This is a genomic window from Pseudomonas baltica, assembly GCF_014235765.1.
Lineage (GTDB): Bacteria > Pseudomonadota > Gammaproteobacteria > Pseudomonadales > Pseudomonadaceae > Aquipseudomonas > Aquipseudomonas baltica.
This window is the reverse complement of sequence record NZ_JACMYH010000002.1, coordinates 326,330-343,701: the sequence shown is the minus strand read 5'-3', so window position 1 is coordinate 343,701 and position 17,372 is coordinate 326,330. Positions and strand designations below refer to the sequence as shown.

At 55.8% G+C, this 17,372-nt stretch carries 20 protein-coding genes and 1 pseudogene; 14 read left to right on the top strand and 7 right to left on the bottom strand.

Features of this window, described 5'->3' with window-relative positions; translation table 11 throughout:
* Positions 1 to 81: 81 nt before the first annotated feature.
* The 4 genes from H7993_RS11025 (at position 82) to H7993_RS11010 (ending at position 2,262) form a co-directional block, all read left to right on the top strand.
* Positions 82 to 342 (top strand): type B 50S ribosomal protein L31, encoded by a 261-nt coding sequence (locus H7993_RS11025; protein WP_122713851.1) that lies wholly within the window; start codon positions 82 to 84, stop codon positions 340 to 342.
* Between the two features lie 159 nt (positions 343 to 501).
* Positions 502 to 834, top strand: a complete 333-nt coding sequence (locus H7993_RS11020) for a hypothetical protein (protein WP_185794399.1) — start codon at positions 502 to 504, stop codon at positions 832 to 834.
* Positions 835 to 942: 108 nt separating this feature from the next.
* A complete protein-coding gene (locus tag H7993_RS11015) occupies positions 943 to 1,395 on the top strand; it encodes a hypothetical protein (RefSeq protein ID WP_185794398.1) in 453 nt (150 codons plus the stop codon).
* A gap of 135 nt (positions 1,396 to 1,530) precedes the next feature.
* The gene (locus H7993_RS11010) at positions 1,531 to 2,262 is read left to right on the top strand and encodes a carbon-nitrogen hydrolase family protein (protein ID WP_185794397.1); all 732 of its coding nucleotides are present in this window, start codon (positions 1,531 to 1,533) and stop codon (positions 2,260 to 2,262) included.
* 73 nt (positions 2,263 to 2,335) lie between these two features.
* Here H7993_RS11010 and yfcF read toward each other — a convergent pair whose 3' ends face one another.
* The 3 genes from yfcF to H7993_RS10995 all read right to left on the bottom strand — a co-directional run bounded on the left by yfcF (position 2,336) and on the right by H7993_RS10995 (position 4,393).
* Complete coding sequence (yfcF, locus tag H7993_RS11005; RefSeq protein WP_185794396.1) at positions 2,336 to 2,974, bottom strand: glutathione transferase; 639 nt, start codon at positions 2,972 to 2,974, stop codon at positions 2,336 to 2,338.
* Between the two features lie 455 nt (positions 2,975 to 3,429).
* Complete coding sequence (locus tag H7993_RS11000; protein WP_122476218.1) at positions 3,430 to 3,873, bottom strand: hypothetical protein; 444 nt, start codon at positions 3,871 to 3,873, stop codon at positions 3,430 to 3,432.
* A 262-nt stretch (positions 3,874 to 4,135) separates the two neighbouring features.
* Positions 4,136 to 4,393 (bottom strand): DUF3077 domain-containing protein, encoded by a 258-nt coding sequence (locus tag H7993_RS10995; protein ID WP_185794395.1) that lies wholly within the window; start codon positions 4,391 to 4,393, stop codon positions 4,136 to 4,138.
* Positions 4,394 to 4,507: 114 nt separating this feature from the next.
* On the opposite strand from H7993_RS10995, the gene H7993_RS10990 reads away from it, so the two are divergent.
* From H7993_RS10990 to H7993_RS10965, 6 genes and pseudogenes are all read left to right on the top strand, one after another.
* Positions 4,508 to 4,753 carry a hypothetical protein gene (locus tag H7993_RS10990; RefSeq protein WP_185794394.1) on the top strand — a complete coding sequence of 82 codons (246 nt, stop codon included), beginning with the start codon at positions 4,508 to 4,510 and terminating at the stop codon, positions 4,751 to 4,753.
* A 417-nt stretch (positions 4,754 to 5,170) separates the two neighbouring features.
* Complete coding sequence (locus H7993_RS10985; RefSeq protein WP_342345040.1) at positions 5,171 to 6,220, top strand: amidohydrolase family protein; 1,050 nt, start codon at positions 5,171 to 5,173, stop codon at positions 6,218 to 6,220.
* Positions 6,217 to 6,777: pseudogene (locus tag H7993_RS10980) on the top strand (non-canonical purine NTP pyrophosphatase). Before H7993_RS10985 ends, H7993_RS10980 begins: the two are co-directional and overlap by 4 nt.
* Complete coding sequence (locus H7993_RS10975; RefSeq protein WP_185794392.1) at positions 6,774 to 7,571, top strand: SIR2 family protein; 798 nt, start codon at positions 6,774 to 6,776, stop codon at positions 7,569 to 7,571. The pseudogene H7993_RS10980 and the gene H7993_RS10975 overlap by 4 nt, the downstream one beginning before the upstream one ends.
* 24 nt (positions 7,572 to 7,595) lie before the next feature.
* Positions 7,596 to 8,465, top strand: coding sequence for a DUF2971 domain-containing protein (locus H7993_RS10970; protein WP_185794391.1), 870 nt, complete (start codon positions 7,596 to 7,598; stop codon positions 8,463 to 8,465).
* 164 nt (positions 8,466 to 8,629) lie between these two features.
* Entirely contained in the window at positions 8,630 to 9,553 is a 924-nt protein-coding gene (locus H7993_RS10965) for an SMEK domain-containing protein (RefSeq protein ID WP_185794390.1), read from the top strand.
* 225 nt (positions 9,554 to 9,778) lie between these two features.
* Here the strand turns inward: H7993_RS10965 and H7993_RS10960 are convergent, their stop codons facing one another.
* Positions 9,779 to 11,395, bottom strand: a complete 1,617-nt coding sequence (locus tag H7993_RS10960; RefSeq protein ID WP_185794389.1) for an AAA family ATPase — start codon at positions 11,393 to 11,395, stop codon at positions 9,779 to 9,781.
* 528 nt (positions 11,396 to 11,923) lie between these two features.
* A complete protein-coding gene (locus H7993_RS10955; protein WP_185794388.1) occupies positions 11,924 to 12,298 on the bottom strand; it encodes a MerR family transcriptional regulator in 375 nt (124 codons plus the stop codon).
* Between the two features lie 73 nt (positions 12,299 to 12,371).
* Here H7993_RS10955 and H7993_RS10950 point away from each other — a divergent pair, with 73 nt between their 5' ends.
* Positions 12,372 to 12,821, top strand: coding sequence for a hypothetical protein (locus H7993_RS10950; protein ID WP_185794387.1), 450 nt, complete (start codon positions 12,372 to 12,374; stop codon positions 12,819 to 12,821).
* Between the two features lie 12 nt (positions 12,822 to 12,833).
* On the opposite strand, the gene H7993_RS10945 is transcribed toward H7993_RS10950, so the two are convergent.
* On the bottom strand, positions 12,834 to 14,441 hold the full coding sequence (locus H7993_RS10945) for a PQQ-dependent sugar dehydrogenase (protein ID WP_185794386.1): 1,608 nt from the start codon (positions 14,439 to 14,441) through the stop codon (positions 12,834 to 12,836).
* Between the two features lie 76 nt (positions 14,442 to 14,517).
* A complete protein-coding gene (locus tag H7993_RS10940) occupies positions 14,518 to 14,901 on the bottom strand; it encodes a tautomerase family protein (RefSeq protein WP_185794385.1) in 384 nt (127 codons plus the stop codon).
* Between the two features lie 94 nt (positions 14,902 to 14,995).
* Here H7993_RS10940 and H7993_RS10935 point away from each other — a divergent pair, with 94 nt between their 5' ends.
* From H7993_RS10935 to H7993_RS10925, 3 genes are all read left to right on the top strand, one after another.
* Positions 14,996 to 15,838: a LysR family transcriptional regulator gene (locus tag H7993_RS10935; RefSeq protein ID WP_185794384.1), complete on the top strand. Its 843-nt coding sequence runs from the start codon at positions 14,996 to 14,998 to the stop codon at positions 15,836 to 15,838.
* Positions 15,839 to 15,960: 122 nt separating this feature from the next.
* Positions 15,961 to 16,662: a glutathione S-transferase family protein gene (locus H7993_RS10930; protein ID WP_185794383.1), complete on the top strand. Its 702-nt coding sequence runs from the start codon at positions 15,961 to 15,963 to the stop codon at positions 16,660 to 16,662.
* 129 nt (positions 16,663 to 16,791) lie between these two features.
* Positions 16,792 to 17,361, top strand: coding sequence for a TetR/AcrR family transcriptional regulator (locus tag H7993_RS10925; protein ID WP_185794382.1), 570 nt, complete (start codon positions 16,792 to 16,794; stop codon positions 17,359 to 17,361).
* Positions 17,362 to 17,372 lie beyond the last annotated feature (11 nt).

The following is a 17,372-nucleotide window of genomic DNA, read 5'->3' as shown; positions in this document are numbered from 1 at the left end:
AGATCAGCAAGTGAGTACTGGAAAAATCATCCACCAATATGTTACGGTATAACATATTATTACTCACCTGAGGCGATGACTATGAAACCTGGAATCCACCCTGACTACCGTACGGTCCTGTTCCACGATACGGCTGCGGACGTCTATTTCCTGATCGGTTCGACAGTAGAAACGGATCGAACCCAGACCCATACGGATGGCAACGTGTACCCGTATGTCGCCCTCGATGTCTCGAGTGCTTCACACCCTGTCTACACCGGCCAGGTCCGCAAGACACAGGCGGAAGGCCGCATTGCCGGGTTCAACAAGCGTTTTGCCGGGTTCGCGTCGAACAACAAGTGACCCCTCATAACCAGTGTCGCTGATGCCAGTGCGCCCCCCCTGGCTTTGGTCTTGGCGAGACGTCCGCTCGGCTGCACGTCACGTACCGTGGTGCCAAGCCCTCTATCGCGACAGTATGCAGTTAGACTGTGCACACATTTCAGGCATGGATCCCGAGCCGTGAGCGTGATTCTGATCAGCATTGTGTGCATCATCTTCTGGACCACTGTGTCATGGCTCTCAGGCACTGCGGAGCCGTGGGACGCAGCGGGTTACTGGACCACTGTCTACCCTGCGGCGCTGGTGCTGTCAGCCATTCTGGGGGCAATGTTTCTACGCTTCAGCCTGATAGCAGGCGCGATAGTCATGTTTGCCCAACTCCCGGTGGTCGTAGTGTCTGCCGGCGTTTCGCCCTTGCTGGCTGCGGGGGTCATCTATGTCGCCCTTCTCTCCATTCCTGCAATGATGATCTCTTGGGTATCCGGGAAACTGCGGCTTTTTTGCAGCGGTTGAATAGCGGCAGGCTGCTGGCCCCTCTGCTCGGAATTGATCCTTACAGTATCGGGTGATGAGGCATCGGAGATGCTTCGATGGCCAATATCCTCGATAAGGAGATGCGAGATGAAGGATCAGGACAACCATGCGCTAGTGAGCACGTTGATATTCCCCATTGCTCCCATCGTGGTGATTTTCGCGCTTTCGGCTCTCTGCGCAGATATGTGGCACGCAGCCCATTACACGCCAGGCGAAGATGGTGGTGAAGCTGAGCCTGCCATGGCGCTTATTCTGATACCGCTGCTGCTGACGATATTCGCCATGGTCCTTGCAGGAATGACAGCACTCAATCGCTGGGTCGCCCGACGGTTCGCGCCGGGCGTCTGGTGGCGCCTCGCAATGGCCATTCCGCGAGTGCTGCTGGCGGGCCTGTCACTGCTGCTTTTTCTCGTCTCCGCTGGTTTCTTCATGGGCGACGTGACGGCCATAGGACACTGGCAGGTAGTTTGCGCCTGGATCGCCTGCCTCATGGTAGTAGCGACGTTCGTTGTTCAGCAGTATCGCCGCCTGACTGAATGAACATCCTATGCCAATCACTCCCTGCCCCATGCATTTTCAAAATGCCGATGATCGTGCAGCATGCATTTATGATTCGGAGATTATCGAGCGCGGGCTGTGTGGTGCTAGAACTGACCTACTTATGGACCAAAGGAAATGAAGCTGATTGCCGCGCAAATTCGCTCCGTAGCGGGAGACTATGAAAAGAACATTGCCAAACACATCAAGGCCGTCCACACAGCTGCGGGCCACGGTGCCAATGTCGTGGTTTTTCCCGAGCTTTCCCTCACCGGCTACGAACCCAAGCTCGCCGAAGCCCTGGCGTTGTATCCAACCGATAGCTGCCTTGACGTGTTCCAGCGATTGAGCGACCAGTATGGAATGCTCATCGCCGTTGGTGCGCCAACCAAGGGGCTTGAAGGCACCGAGATCAGCATGATCAGTTTCCAGCCCGGGCTTGCGCGGACGTGTTACTCGAAACAGCATCTGCACGCGGATGAACTGCCCTACTTCGCTCCGGGCTCCCAACCGTTGGTGCTGAACCACGCGGGCTCTATCCTGGCGCCCGCCATTTGCTACGAATCACTGCAACCCATCCACGCCGAAGAAGCCCCACAGTCTGGCGCTCAGGTGTATCTGGCGAGCGTGGCCAAGTCCGCAAGAGGCGTTGCGCTGGCGAACAGTCACTATCCGATGATTGCGAAAAGGTACTCCATGGCAGTGGTAATGGCGAACTGCGTAGGCGCCGCCGACGACTTCGTGGCGGCGGGTGGTTCTTCGATCTGGAACAGTCGAGGTGAAGGCCTCTGCAGTGCTGGTGCAGATCATGAAGCGTTGATTGCGTATGACATGGAGACTGGCGAAGTGGGTGTTTTTAGCCTGGTTTGATACCTACTCATACGCTCTCTGGTCCAAGAATGACCGATTGCTTTTCTCCAAAGCAGCCAGCGGCGCCCAATGGCTACCCCGCAGTTGAAAGCGGCGGGCGTTCGAGTGCAACCCACTCCTGCACGCTGGGACGCTGCCATTGACGTTGCGCATACTCCACCAACGCTGAAGGCACAGTATCGCCATTAAGTATCAGCCGGTTGAGCATGAGCGCCAGATCGACATCGACTATCGACCATTGCCCGAAAAGATTTTCTACGCCTTCTTTGAGCAAGGCTTGCGCCGTATAGAACAACTTGTCCGCTGACTCACGAGCCGTCGGCGACAAAGGGCCATATTGCTGACCATAGAAAACCCCAACGGTGGAGCGCTCCTGCCTGATGGGCAGCAGATCGCTGCGGATCCAGGCCTGAACCTGCCGAGCTTTTGCCAGCAGCCGAACGTCTTTTGGATAAATCGGCACTTCGGGGTAGGCGCTGTCCAGATACTCCGTGATCGCTGAAGATTCCGACAAGGCAAAATCTCCATCCACCAGCGTGGGGACCCTCTGGGTTTGCGAGAGAACAGCGTAGGCATCTGCCTGGTGTTCAAATTTCTGCAGGTCGACTGCGCTCATCGCAAAATCGATACCCTTCTCGCGCAATGCAACAAACACCGACAGGGCATAGGGGCTGGTGAACTGCGAATCGACGTACAAGTGCAAACGGCTCATGGACTGATCTCCTTATGCAGAAGACTCCACGCTACGAGATTAGGCCGAGAGAGGGAAATCAATGATTTTCATGGGGGTATTCTTTGTGGGAATGAGCGGTGTTGGGCGTTGGTCTGGATAGGCTAGGGTCTGGGTCGATAGTACCCAGCCCACGCGTTTATCGGCTCAGGCGAGTACCGACTCGGTGCGGACCATGGCAGTCTCGAGGTACGAATCAAGCGGCCCAGTGGCTACGCGATTCCAGACCAGGCGTTTAAAGGTTGGCACAAGTGACAGCTTGTTTGATATCATAGCCTCGTCAGCACAGACCGGAACCTTCGCTTGAAGGGGTGTTGATTTCGGAGTGAAAGCTCTCCCAGCCAGTGTGCGGGATAAGGCGCAAGCCGAAAGAACAAGCCTATATTGAGACACGCAAAAAGCCCCTGTGCGCAAGCACAGGGGCTTTTTGCTTCCTGTCACACCGACTTTCCTTTATTGCGCATCTCCAGTACGTAACGCGTGTTGAATGCTTTCCCTTTGGGCAGCGAGTGGCGACCCCAGGTATCAACCTCATAAGCGCTGATGACGTGCATTCGCAATAGATTCGTCGTTTCGGCGGGCTTGGTGATGGAAAAGAAAATCGCGTAATCATGTAGATCCAGACAAAAGTACCTCTGGCCACTGTTCTTGCTGTTATGCGGCACTACCATTCCGGTATAGAAGCGGCGCTCTATGTAGTCACGCAGCTGGGTGCTACAGTGGTACCGCGAAGGGCAGAAATATCTATGTTCATGCTTGTGCCGCAGCGGCTCACCGTTGCCTTTATCGTCCGTGAAGCAATGAAAGCCGAATTCGAAACGGACGGTCAGCTGGTTACCAGCCACCTCGAAGGTCATCTCGAACGGCTGCAAATGCGCCATACTCTTGGTAACACCGTTGATGACCAGATGATTCCATTGCATGTTCAGTAGCAGTCCAAGCGCCCTGTGAAGCGGGGGTTGTATCGTTGCTGAGACAGATTGCATTCCGCGTCCAGGTAGACCTTTCCAACATACCGAGATGAGCCATCACTTGATGCCAGAATATCCCTGCGGTTGGCATGCCGTGTGGCTGCTTTGGCTGCGTTGCGAAACTTGTGTTTGGCGCGATCAACAGAATGAATCGCGCCAATCTCCTTCCAAGTCACTCACCGCGAATCAACAACGCATCTACCAATGCCTTCGCCCCCTCGATGCAATGCACCGTGGCGCCAACCAGTCCTGGATCCAACACCCGGGCATCGCACATTTTAGATGCCGAAGCATGGGCGCATGTCAGCAGATGGGACAATTGCGTCAAGGCATCTTCCAGGGCAACACCCGAGTTGACGCTGAATATCGGCTGCTGGTCCGAGCCATGGCGGCCGAACGGCAAGAGGTTGGTTTCCGTGATTTCGATCATGGTCAATCTCCTTATCTACGATGAACACGCCAACAGGCCTACCCATAGGCAGGCACCTATGGGAGCAAGCCCTGCCCACAGGCGGGCATCTGTGGGAGCGGGCTCTGCCCGCGAATGCCGCGCCACGGTCTATGTCCGCCAGAACTGCCAAAAGCGCCGCAGCGGCTGACTCTCGCGCTGCGCATTTCTCCGCGCCTGCTCCATCAACGCACGCTGACGCTAGAAACGCTCGGCCAGCACACGGCCATCGGTTTCAGAAAAGTCTGTCGGGAAATGAAACAACGGGTGATCGGAAGGAAGATCGACAACGGGTGGACGGGGGTCGGCTTGACCATGATGCAACTCCTGACGGCCGATTGAACCGCCACCTCCCGCTGCGAAACGGAAAAGGGTGGCAGCTGTACGCGGGTTCGCAGACCGGACCGTCAGGCACCCGGCGCACCCAAAGGTGCCCCACGCACAGCCGCCATAGATCGACACTGTAGGCGAAAAAAAACGCCGACAATGGGTATGGAGGCGCTGCGCGCCTGACGAATTGTTCGGGCTGCGAAACCCGGTCGCTGAATTGGCAGCGACGGGTGTGAGGTTAGCGGAGGTCGTGGGGGATGGCAAGGTTGGGGGGGAAGGCGTTGCTGGTCCCAGGCGATGGTTGAACGACCGCTTTCGGCCAATAGCAGCCGCTCATGAGTGTCAATAGAATCAGGGGCAGCTAGAATGCCGCCTAGCCTCGCTGCGCTCTCAGCAGCAATTAGTGGTAAGCGAGAACAAGGAGGTTATGTGCATCATGAAGAAATAACTCAGTCCTGGTTCTGCGGCGAACGCTGGAGTGGAACTGAAGCACCTCGACCGGACAGTGTTTCGGAGATCGTCCTCGATAAAGGTGAGCTTCACATTCATCTGAACGGGGCAGTGCCAGCAAAAACAGTTCTAGAGATTTTGGCGGATGAAGGAACCGAAATTACCACGGACTTTAATCCTGAACGAGATCTTGTGCGCCGGTCACCATGTTCTTCACTGGCAGAGTATTTAGTACCGTGGCAGTTGTTACGGAGGCTACCAAAGCGGGAAGAAAACCTTCGGCGCCTTGTAGGTGCTGCAGTGAGTAATCTGCATGCCAACGGCGTCCGCTTCGTTGAGCTTAGAAGTAGTGTGCTTTACCTTGCCGCTATTCAAGAGTGCTCAGTACCCGAAGCACTTCACCGGCTAATCACCTGTATAAATCAGGCGACCAAACTTTATGCAATGCAGTGGGGGCTAGTCTTGACGGTCACCCGCGGTGACTATAGCTCAGTTCATCTTGCAGCCCTACTTTCGGCCTACGATGCACTGGGTAGGCCTAAACATATCGTTGGTATTGATCTCGCTGGAGATGAGGACATCCCTTATCCCACTGAACTGCCTAGTTTGTTCAGAAAAGCAAAAGACGACTTTGGTCTCGGCATAACTATCCATGCTGGTGAAACGGGCCGTTCAGAAAATGTAAGGACGGCCATTGATCTATTTGGAGCCGATCGCATTGGCCATGGTACTGCGGCCGGGAGTGATCCTACGCTAATGGAGCTTCTAGCAAAGCGAGATGTTTGCGTAGAGGTTTGCTTAATCAGCAATCGGTTGACCGGTGCGGTACCACCGGAGAAAGCTCATCCCCTACGTGATTTTTATGAGCATGGCGTACCGTTTGTAATCTGCTCAGATAACCCCGCGATACATGAACGAGGGCTGAATGAGGATCATGCAACTGCATTGGCCGAAGGACTTCCGGCTCGGGCACTTCGCGAACAATACACACAAGCTAAGCGTTACTCCTTCATCAAGGGCATTTCATGAAGATCAGATTTTTGTCAGGAAATCAGCACAAGCTCAATGAGGTGCGCAAGATTCTTGAGCCAGCTGGCGTAGAAGTAATTGCTGTCAGGGAGAAGATTGAAGAACTGCAAACTGAGGATGTAGTACGTCTTGTTCGTGACAAACTTTCAAAAGCGTTCGCACTGATTGGCAGACCCTTATTTGTGGAGCACACAGGGCTCTATCTGACAGGAATGAACGGGCTACCTGCGGGTCTGACACAGATATTCTGGGACAAGCTTGAAGCCGACAAATTCACGACTTTAGTACAAGGTCTCGGTGATGCTTCTGTGACCGCGAAAACGGTTCTTGGATATTGTGATGGCCGACAGATTCATATTTTTTCAGGTGAAGTACACGGAATGGTCCCTGCGATCCCTACAGGGCCCTGAGATTTCCAGTGGGACTGCGTGTTCGTACCAAACGGATACACGGAGACGTTTGCAGAAATGGGGGATCGCAAGAACGAAATCTCGATGAGGCGCAAAGCTTTAGACGCCTTCGCCGTATTCTTAAAAGCAGCAAAGGGGGCGACATGAAGGCAGAACTGTTGCATGCATATCAGACAGGCAAGCTCGTTCTCTTCGCCGGCGCAGGAGTGTCCGCGAATCTTGGCCTCCCATCTTGGGGGGAGCTCATTTCTAGGCTTGCCACTGAACTAGGCTACGACCCACAGATCTTCTCCTCATACGGCAGTCACCTTGCCTTGGCTGAGTTCTACCGCAGAAAGAAAGGCACATTGGGACCGCTTCGGAGCTGGATGGACCGGGAGTGGCACAAGCCAGGCATTGATGTCGGTGGTTCAGAGATTCATAGGCTCATCGCCCAAGGTAACTTCTCGAAGATATATACGACGAATTACGACCGATGGATCGAGCTTGCGCACGATTATTACGGGACTGCCTACACCAAGGTTGCGAGCGTATCGGATCTCGTAACGGTGCATGATGGCCATCGTCAGATCATCAAGTTCCACGGGGACTTTGACGACGATGCTTCTATTGTCCTTGATGAAACCAGCTATTACGAACGTCTCGACTTTGAATCACCACTGGATATCAAGCTTCGGCACGACGTGCTGGGTAACTCCGTGCTGTTCATCGGTTATAGCATTACCGATCTCAATATTCGGTTGCTCTTCTATCGTTTGACGAAGATGTGGGGCAGCCATGCTCTCGCTGCAGCGCGCCCTAAGTCGTATCTCTTCACGAATCGCCCCAATCCGGTGGCTGAAGAGGTGCTTGGGCACTGGGGTATAGAGATGTTGGTGTCAGAAGAAGATGACAGAGAGACTGCGCTGGCAGAATTTCTTGCTGAGCTAGTTCAGCAGTAGTAACCCTATATCAGGAACGACTTGATGAGCCGCTTTTACCACTACACCAGTCAGGTTGGATTGCTTGGCATCCTGAGTTCAAAATCGATTTGGTGCACAAATGCTTTATTTTTAAACGATCCTACTGAATTTAAGCATGCCATCCAGCATGGCAAACAGATGGCAAATCGGCTGTATGAAGACGACTATGATGAGCGTTTTGGTTGGCAACTTCGGCATGAGCTGGAATCGACAGCCGCTGACGATCTTTACGTTTCCTCGTTCAGCGAGCGGCCAGATTTGCTTAGTCAGTGGCGAGGCTACTGCCCCGGAGGCAACGGTTACTGTTTAGGCTTCGATCGTGAAGCGCTTGAAGACTATTGTGCTGCAAATGGGATGCGTTTAGAAAAGTGCCTGTATAGCCATGATGATCAGCTGGGAGCCGTGGCTGAAATCATTGCCGCAGCGCTGCGTGAATTCCCTACGATGCCTATATGCCGCGAGGGATTTCACGGTTTGGAATCCAAAGAGAAAGTCGATGTTATGGCGAGGTATTGGGCCCACCTTGAGGGGGCTGGTGCCCAGCAAGCTAAAAGCATCATTTCTACCGCTTGCGAAATGTTAATCGAGTTGGCGCCTAGGTTTAAGCATGAAGGATTTCATGAGGAGGCGGAATGGAGAATAATTACCAATGAGCCCGCCCGCCAGATCCTATACAGGCCTGGACCTTCATACGTCGTGCCATACATTTCGCTGGACTTACTGGAGCATAACAAGCACGCTCTCTGCGAGGTAATCGTAGGCCCAAACCCAAATCAAGACCGGGCCCGGAAGGCAGCGGAGATTGTATTGCGCGCTGCGGGTTATGATCCGAGCATCGTCAGTTCCTCCTGCGTACCATTCAACTACTGGTGATCTAACCGCATATTGAATCGCCCACAGTTCAGAGAACATTTCTGAGCTTCAACTTTTGGGCGGGTTCTGCCTGTCGGGCTGGCTGATTTGGGTCGATTTTAGCTTGTCGCGACAGGCAGAAAACGGCCAGAAGCTGTCATTTACAAAAAAGGAGAGAGATAGCTATGCTATTGAGACAAACTTTGATTGACGAAGTCCGTCTTGGACTTGCGGTTTTGCAGGGATACATCCGGCCAGGAGGCCCACTAAATCTAACCGACATCAACATTCATGCGGAAGATTTTGTAGGTAGGGTTCTAAATTCATTATACGGTTGGAGTCTGGTTAACACGAATACCGTGAAGTCGAACTACCCATGCATAGACCTACTCGACAAAGATAAGGAGATAGGAGTCCAAGTTACCTCTGAGCAGGGTGTAGGAAAAATTAATGTTACCTATTCCTGCTGTGCCAATCAACTCATCGGCACCATAACCAAACTATATATATTCTCTTTGATTCCAAAACAGGGCACCTACGCGCTCAAAAAAAACATCGGAAGTACGATTTCTTTTAGTAAAGAAAATATTTTGGACTTCGATGACGTACTCAAAAAAATCAAGGCGAGTCCGGACGACAAGGTTCTTGATGTTCATAGCTACGTTGTGAGTCAGATGCCAGCCGTGTTTGCAAGCTCCCGATCCAAAATGCAGGCGTCCCGTCGCGAAATCACGTCTTGTTTAAAAATATTAAATAGAGAAGTGCTCAAGGCGCCGGAAAGATTCGAGCACCCCATAAAAATGTTTGATGCAATAAAAGAAATACGGATCGACTTACAGAAGATTGGCGCGAGCAGAATTGCGTCTGCGACGGTGGCAGCTGAGTTTGAAAAAATCACCGAGGAGCTACGTCAGTGCTACTACAAAATAATTGATGAATTTCCATATTTTTCAGACTTTCCGAAAGGAAGTCACCCGCCTTACGATAAGTTCAGGGCAGACGATTATGGACGGTCGATCAAACTGATGATGGAAATTCGTCATCCAATCAATTGCAGTATTGCAGCGATTGAGAACGAGTTGAAAGCTATCGATGCAGCTTTAGCTTAGACCGACGATGAGGCCGATCCTGTATCGCGCGCGTCCATTTATTGGAAGTGTTGTGGTACGTCCGCTCTGGGTCGATAGCCGTCGCCGTGGGTGACCGCTATCGACCCATAGCAGCCGCTCATAGGTCTAGATTTATTAACATGAGACGGGCGCAGCGACTGCGTCCGCCCACATCTAGAAATAGGGCTAAAAAATCTACAGCGAACGGAGTGAGGAAGTCCGTGGTTAGCTTGCTTGCACCGGAGGTAGTACTCCTTTGAACGCTGCGACTAAGCCGGAAGCGCCTACCACATCTCGTAGCATCCTGGTTAACCACCCCTCAAAGGAAGCCAGTCTCGTCTGTTTCAAGTGTTGAGCGGCAAGGGCGAGCATTCCTTTGTTATCGTAAATGGTCAGCAGGCTAGGCAAGTCACCATTTGCCAAGGCGTCCTGAATCTTCTTGGTCGCGCCTGCTGCGATGCCCGCGATATCCAAGGCAGCGGTTTGGGAGGCATACTCCGAAAGTAATTCATCAATGCTCTTTGGCCCCGAAAGGTCGACCTTTTTAAGTGCCCGATCGATTCGTCTCCGACAGTATCTCACCACGACGTCGTCTATTGCCGCTTGCGATTGCAAGGTGTTAAAGATCGCCGTCTGCAATTTGGACAAATGTTGTTCGAGATCCGCCCCGGTATAGCCTTCGGTTTGCGCGATAACACGGCTGACTTCGGGTAGCAGAATTAGGTTTTCAACCTCGGATACCGGCAGCGGGTATACGCTCAAACCATTCAAATACTGGATTTCGTCTGAGGTGTAGTCATCAGCATCGACAATTCCCGCGCAGGTGGCACGTGTGAGTTGAGCATTCGCGCGCATGGTGACTACGGCATGCACGACTTGTTCGCACGAGCCCCGTGGTATCACAGTCCATTCCGAATAGCAGCACCGATAGATTGCGAGATCCAGACTTGTCCCGGCGCCCTCCACGAACAAAATTGGGCGACGGCTGCCAAGTATCAGAGTTGTCACTTCTTCACTAAACCCGGTGTCGTCCGGAACACTTTCTATCGTCCAAGAAGGCGCAGAGCTGTACGACTTGATGACGTATTTTTGGGCTGCTCGGGTCGCAGCGAAGTGCAAATCATGAGTGATGAAGATAAATGCGCAATCCTTTCGCGAGGCTTCAATTTCGTCCCAGAGACTCGACATAACAGATGGGTGAACGTGCAATTCAGGTTCATCAATTATGAGAAGAGAAGATTCTGCGGCGACCAGTGCTTGTGCTAGAAGATAGAAAATTGCGCGTTCTCCATCACTCATGTCCGATGCGGGATAAGTCCCGGAACCGCCGCCAACCGAGACTTGGATGTCATCACCAGAAATAACCAATTGCCGGTGGGGAAGAAGGCGTTGCCAGATGTCCGAAAGGGTTTCGAACCTTGTTGGCATCGCTTGTGTGAGCGTACCGGACCTAGCCTTGCTGTGCGTATCCAAGGTTGTGACCGACTGGTCTGCGAATAGAGCTTGAAGCAGACTGTCGAAGTCGTTCAGCATCCCCACTGCGGGCTTTGAATCCGCCCACCGACTTCCCGGGCGGTGAGCTATTGTTGCGTTTTCATGTTCCCATCCAAATCGGAGCTTTCGGAGCGCCTCGATACCACGAATTTTGGGTACGGCAGGATCGAGCCTGAGGGCCCGATGAGCCGAAATGCGGTGAGCAGCAATACCTGCTGCATCTTCAATGAAAACAGCTAAACGGGTTTTTCCTGACCCATTTGCCCCGACGAAAATAACTGACGAGCCAAGCTCGACAGCTATAGGAGTCTGCTGATCAGAATTAGGAATTTGAAAAGTGAACGTCAAGTGGAAACTCCCTGTGTGGTGGCATTAACGGAGGCAGGCGTACGTTAGCCCACTTTCTCCCGTCCTGAGGCTCATTTCTCGCTGCGGCCGATCCAGGCACCGAACCTGAATTAGCCATCCTACAAGCGACATGGTACTCGCTCGGATGTCCGCTGTTGGCCGAAAGCAGCCCTTTCCGCACGGAGTCATCGACCGCCAGTGATTTACACCATTCGCAGCCTTGCTCCAAACGACAGCTGCTACCCTCAGAGATCTTTCACCTCAAACATCTGCCGCACGCCGGAAGAAGACCACTCTCGAAGCAAATACCTACCCCATGCGGATAAGGCTATCAACTGGATCGACATCTTCAAAGCTCTTAAAGCGGGACCGGCGGCTGTTATCGAACGCATTCCCGAAACCCTGCACCAAACGCCCGAGCAGGGGTTCTGGATACACCTAGATGTTGCTGATCTAAGTCCTGCTGACCGTTCCACACAACCCGCCCCACGCCACCCTCCTTGAACCCCGGCACCAGCAAAACATCATTCAAGACGCAGCAATCTGACCAGCCCCCATCAGCGGACAAACCTGCACGGCTCGCTCAGCCAATAGTTTGCGCAGATCATGCATTTGTCCAATGCGCTCGTCCAACAAAGCGATTTTCTCAGCAAATAATTTCGCCAGCAGATCGGTGGAAGCTTCTTCGCCAGTCCATAGCAGCGGTAGATTTTCACCGATCTCCCGCAGTGAAAATCCCAACTGTTGCGCCAGCTTGATATACCCAACCAGTTGCAGCGTCTGCTCGGCGTAAAACCGATAGCCGTTGGCAGCACGACCCGGCTTGATCAAGCCTTTCTCTTCGTAGAACCTCAGGGTATCGACTGACACGCCCGCCTTCGCTGCCACTTCTCCGATCTTCACCCGTCAATTCTCCGTTTGACTCTGGACCTAACTCCAGGCTTTAGCCTGCAAGCTCCAACTGTGAGGGGTGAATATGATCAGCGTAAATAGAAATCTACAGATCGTTCGGGCCAGTGCTGTTTACGATCTTGTGGTCACTGCAGGCTTCATGACGCCTTGGACGGCATTGCTGGTTTTTGAAGGATTCGCAGCGCTGTCCGCTGCGCTGGCGTTGGGCCGAGCGGTCCCCACGCTGGACATCACCGCAATGCTGTTCGCCAACCTGCTGGGCAGCATCGTGGTGGTCTGGTCGATATGGCGGCTGGTGCAACCCAGCCGCAGCGTTGGTTTGTATGACGCACTGGCGAGAGTGCTGTTCGCTGCCTGGCAACTGTTTGCAGTGGCTCACGGCGCCAGTTTTCTGATTCTGGGCTTCACGGTTTTCGAAGTGGCCTTTGCCATCGCGCAACTGCTGCCAACACATAATCCACGAGCGGTTCAAACGCAGGCAAGCCCTGAGGGTTCTGGTCTCGGTGCGCGGTAGCCAAAAGTCTCGCTATGGCATCACTCGCAACAGCTTCGCATCGACCCCATCGGTCAGCACGTAGATCGACCCATCGGGAGCTCCTTTGACGTCGCGCATGCGCTCGTCCAGTTCGCCCAGCAGCAGTTGCTGACCGACGATCTGCTGGCCGTTACGCACAACGCGGCGCACGGCACGCTCCTTGAGTGACGGGACCAGCAAGTCGCCTTGCCATTGGGGAAACAGCGGACCGTCGTAAATGGCCAAGCCAGCGGGTGCAATCGACGGTGTCCACTCCAGGAGTGCGTTCTGGTAGCCAGGCAAACGGGTGAATGGCGTTATTTTCGCAAACGGGTAGTCGATACCGCCCGTGACGATGGGCCAGCCGTAGTTGGCGCCCGGCACGATGCGGTTGACCTCGTCGCCGCCGCGCGCGCCATGCTCGGTGATCAGCAAATCGCCCGTGGTGGGATCAACGGCGATGCCCTGCACATTGCGGTGGCCAAGGCTGTAGATCTCCGGAGCCACGTCGGTTTTACCCATGAAAGGGTTATCCGCCGGCGGGTGGCCCTCGCGGTCGATTCTGACCAGGGTGCCCAGATCGTTCGCAGGATTCTGCGCTTCTTCTCGCCGCTCGCTGCCGTCGCCCAGCGCAAGCACCAGGGTCTGGTCGCGAAGAAAGGCAATGCGCCCGCCGTTGTTGCCGGCGCGAGGCTTGAGCGTGGAGCTGAACAGCACGCGTACGTCGTCGAGCCGATCATTCGCCAACGTGGCACGCACAAGGCGCGTGCCGTTCGCACCGGCTTCGCCATAAGCCATGGTCAGGTAAAGCCAACCGTTGTGTTCGAACTGCGGATCCAGCGCGACCTCCATCAATCCCGCGGTACCGCCCTGCTGAAAGATGGGCGGCAGCCCGTCGAGCTTGATCTGCGCAGACGCGCCATCGGCAGCGATGGCGAGGAGCCGCCCTTGCATCTCTGTGACCAGGACGCGGCCGTCTGGAAGAAACGCCACCGACCATGGGCGGTTCAGGCCCGTCGCGACGGTCTGGACCTTGTAGCTGGCGGAATCTACCCTCGCTGGCGTATCGCCGGTGCCAGGGGCCATGGCGAAGAACAACATGGCGGGCGCAGCGATGAGAACCGCCACCACACCCGCCTGACGCCACTCCCCTCCTCGGCTCGACGAACGAGCAGTCATGACCGAAGGCGCGCTCAGACGCGCATAAAGCCACCCGCCAACGATCCCCGTCAGCGACATCAGCACATGGCCAACCGCCGTGCGGGTGCCCGGCAATGCGGGCATCGGAATCACCGAGCGCATCAGCCAGAAGACGAAACCCAGCCCACACACGCTGGCCGTGATGAAACCGAGCCTGCGCCAGGAAGGTGGGATGAAACGCAGCACCCAATGGCCTGCCAACACCGCGAAAGACAGCGCCAAAAAGGCTATGCCGGCCATGACTGGAGCAAACCGCGCAAGGTCTTCGAGCGTGGTCCAGAGTCGAACCGACAAGGTCACCGGCGCGCCGAGGCGAATCAGTTCGGCGAGGTTGAGCTGAGTCTGCACGACGCTGGCAATGGCACCCGTCGCCAGCGCGGCGACGAGCAATGCCCTTATGTAGTGGATCGCGGCCTTCATTCGATGCCTTCTCTGCCTGGCTTTCAATGCTTGGAGATTAACCGCAAACACTGCACGCCAGCACTCAAAAACCAGCCTACCCGCGGCCCTTCGCGCGATCGGCCTGAGTCCGCCCGTCATACCCCCAATCGGTTGCCGGATGCTCCTTTACAACGATGTAGGTCGCCGGGTGAAGGTCCGGCAGGGCCCGTCGGAGCAACGACATGGCACTTGCGATAAACGCAGTTTTTTCCTCTTCCGAGTTCGTCCCTGCGGTCACGCTGACCTCGAGATGCGCCGCCGCCGGCTGTTCATCAGCGCCGACGGTCCAGCGATGTGCCCCCGGCACTTCGATCAGCACCGAAGTGAGGTCCCGGCGTTTGCCCAGGGCTTTGGCGACCAGGTCAGTCAATTCGGTGCACAGCTGGCGGCCCTGGTCGAGAGACGGCTCGTGCGACAGCGTAAGTCTGGCAAAAGGCATTTTCGTTCTCCTGGCGGTGATGGAGATCGAAGTCTATTTGAGGAAAACGAAACTATACTCAAGACTTTCCACACCCCAGGTTTGAGTTTTCCTCATGATTGCGGACATTCCCTCCCCTTTGCTTCGCACCTTCGTGGCGGTGGTCGATGGTGGCTCGCTGGCCGCGGCGGCCACGCGCATTGCGCGCAGTGAGTCGGCGCTCAGCCTGCAGATCGCCCGTCTTGAAGGCATCGTGCGCCAGCCGCTGTTCGACAGGGATGGCCGGGCCTTGCGGCTCAACACTGCCGGGGGGCTTTTGCTGGGCCATGCGCGCTCGATCCTGAGTCGCATAGACGCCGCACGTGCGGAGCTTGCGCCGGACACCGCGGCGCCGGTTCGACTCGGTGTCGTGCAGGATTTCGTGGCAGGGGTATTGCGCCCCACGCTTGCGGACGTCCTCGTCGCGACCCCTGGTGCTGCTTTTTCAATTGTCGTGGCCAGCACGGCAGAACTGCTGCAGGCCATAGGCGAGGACCGCATCGACGCCGCCTTGTGTGCGGGTGAGCCGTTTGGCGGCAGCGTGGTCACCCGGCTTCCCATGAAGTGGTTCGGCAACCCGGATCTGCTGCTCGGTGACGTGGTACCGCTGGTGGGCATTACCCTGCCCTGCCCGTTTCTGCTGGCCGCGCAGCGGGTGCTGGACGCCGCCGGGCGTCCGTGGCGCATGGTGCTGACCACGCCGAGCCTCGATGGCGTACGTGCGGCGGTCGAAGCAGGACTGGGGATTACCTGCCGCACCGAAGCGGGCTTCTGCCGACCGGCGATGGCGGGCACAGCGCTGCCGCCCCTGCCGGAGATCGCCTATTCCATCGTTGAGCGACGTCGGGACGATGCAGGTAACCGCCTGGCCGTCAGCAGAATGCGAGAGCACCTTGAAGCCGTGGCGCATCACTCGTAAAAAGGCGAACCGTTATACCTAACAAACGTTAGGTAGCCTATTGACGCGCTCTCAAGAGGCGCCTATGGTCTGTCTACCTAACAAGCGTTAGGCCAGACTGCTCAACTCTTCAGGACCCACCCATGACTTCCAAACTGCAGCTCTTCACCTCCCCCTCGGCTTTCCCCAACCCGCAGCGCCTGCGGTTGTTCATGCACGAAAAGGGCATTGCCGATCAGTTCGATGAAGTCATCTACGACATGGCGCCGGGTGGGCAGCAGCGCGGTTGGCGCCATCTGAACATGAATCCATGGGGTGAAACGCCGACCTTGCAGTTGGCCGATGGCAGCTACCTGGCGGAAACGGCGGCCATCGCGCGTTACCTCGACCAGTCCTATCCGGGACGCAAGATCATGGGCGAAAACGCGCTGGAACAGGGCCTGGACACCATGTGGGACAACCGCATCTGGGTGCATATCCTCTATCGCATCGTCACCGCGTTCCACGTGCTGCACACCGGCCTGGGCTTCAAGCTCGAACTGACCAAGAACGAAGCGTGGGGTGAGCACTGTCGCAAGGAGGCGCTGATGCATGCCGCCCTGGTCAATCGTCATCTGGCTGACGGCCGTGAATGGCTGCTCGGCGGTGCCGAGCCGACGTTTGCCGACATCACTTTGGCAACCGCCATCGCCTTCTCCAAGTTCCCGGTCAACGCCACTCCGCTGGATGAGCGTTTCGAGCATCTGGACAGCTACTGGCAGCGCTGGCAGCAACGGCCAGCCTTCCAGGCGGCCTACGCTGACCGCAACAGCGGCATACCAGAGCTGGATTCGCCTACCGTCTGACAGCTCACGATGGGTAGCCGCTATCGAGGCCGTCACTACCTGGCGGCCTCGGTACGCGTCATGCCGAGCCCTTTTGCTTTAAGATGCCGCGCTTCCCGAGAACTCGTCCGACGCACGAAAGGCACCCCAATGAGCAGCAACGCCCGCGAGGCCATACTCCTGGCTGCCCGAAACATTGCCCAGTCACAAGGCTACAACGGGCTGAATTTTCGTGACCTGGCGAATGAAGTCGGGATCAAGCCGGCCAGTATCTACTACCACTTTCCGAGCAAGGCCGACCTCGGCGTTGCCGTTGCCCGGCGCTATTGGGAAGACGGTGCGGCTGCGCTGGAAACCATTTCCGAGCAGACCCCCAACCCTGTGGAAGCGCTGCAGCGCTTCCCCGAGATCTTTCGGCGCTCGCTGGAGGCTGACAACCGGCTTTGCCTGGGCAGCTTCGTGGGCGCTGAAACCGATAACCTTCCCCCGGCCATGGCCGAGGAAATCCAGGCCTTCGCGCAGGTGAACATTGCCTGGTTGAGCCGGCTGCTGGTCGAGGCGCACGTGTGCGAACCGGCTGCAAGCGAGGTGCGTGCGCGGGCTATCTTTTCGGCAGTGGCCGGCGCTCAACTGGTTGCCAGAAGCCGCTCGGACATCTCGCTGTTCGATACGCTGATCGAGGCCTATCAGGCTTACGGGCCCCTGCCCCCCCGTCAGTAGCCTTCAGGGCC

Excerpts from the sequence above, each read along its gene's own strand:
- H7993_RS11010 (WP_185794397.1), top strand. The coding sequence starts at position 1,531 with ATGAAGCTGATTGCCGCGCAAATTCGCTCCGTAGCGGGAGACTATGAA.
- H7993_RS10965 (WP_185794390.1), top strand. The coding sequence starts at position 8,630 with ATGCTATTGAGACAAACTTTGATTGACGAAGTCCGTCTTGGACTTGCG.
- H7993_RS10935 (WP_185794384.1), top strand. The coding sequence starts at position 14,996 with ATGATTGCGGACATTCCCTCCCCTTTGCTTCGCACCTTCGTGGCGGTG.
- H7993_RS10975 (WP_185794392.1), top strand. The coding sequence starts at position 6,774 with ATGAAGGCAGAACTGTTGCATGCATATCAGACAGGCAAGCTCGTTCTC.
- H7993_RS10940 (WP_185794385.1), bottom strand. The coding sequence starts at position 14,901 with ATGCCTTTTGCCAGACTTACGCTGTCGCACGAGCCGTCTCTCGACCAG.
- H7993_RS10930 (WP_185794383.1), top strand. The coding sequence starts at position 15,961 with ATGACTTCCAAACTGCAGCTCTTCACCTCCCCCTCGGCTTTCCCCAAC.
- H7993_RS10925 (WP_185794382.1), top strand. The coding sequence starts at position 16,792 with ATGAGCAGCAACGCCCGCGAGGCCATACTCCTGGCTGCCCGAAACATT.
- H7993_RS10995 (WP_185794395.1), bottom strand. The coding sequence starts at position 4,393 with ATGATCGAAATCACGGAAACCAACCTCTTGCCGTTCGGCCGCCATGGC.
- H7993_RS10990 (WP_185794394.1), top strand. The coding sequence starts at position 4,508 with ATGCCGCGCCACGGTCTATGTCCGCCAGAACTGCCAAAAGCGCCGCAG.
- H7993_RS10970 (WP_185794391.1), top strand. The coding sequence starts at position 7,596 with ATGAGCCGCTTTTACCACTACACCAGTCAGGTTGGATTGCTTGGCATC.
- H7993_RS10950 (WP_185794387.1), top strand. The coding sequence starts at position 12,372 with ATGATCAGCGTAAATAGAAATCTACAGATCGTTCGGGCCAGTGCTGTT.
- H7993_RS11025 (WP_122713851.1), top strand. The coding sequence starts at position 82 with ATGAAACCTGGAATCCACCCTGACTACCGTACGGTCCTGTTCCACGAT.
- H7993_RS11015 (WP_185794398.1), top strand. The coding sequence starts at position 943 with ATGAAGGATCAGGACAACCATGCGCTAGTGAGCACGTTGATATTCCCC.
- H7993_RS10945 (WP_185794386.1), bottom strand. The coding sequence starts at position 14,441 with ATGAAGGCCGCGATCCACTACATAAGGGCATTGCTCGTCGCCGCGCTG.
- yfcF (WP_185794396.1), bottom strand. The coding sequence starts at position 2,974 with ATGAGCCGTTTGCACTTGTACGTCGATTCGCAGTTCACCAGCCCCTAT.
- H7993_RS11000 (WP_122476218.1), bottom strand. The coding sequence starts at position 3,873 with ATGGCGCATTTGCAGCCGTTCGAGATGACCTTCGAGGTGGCTGGTAAC.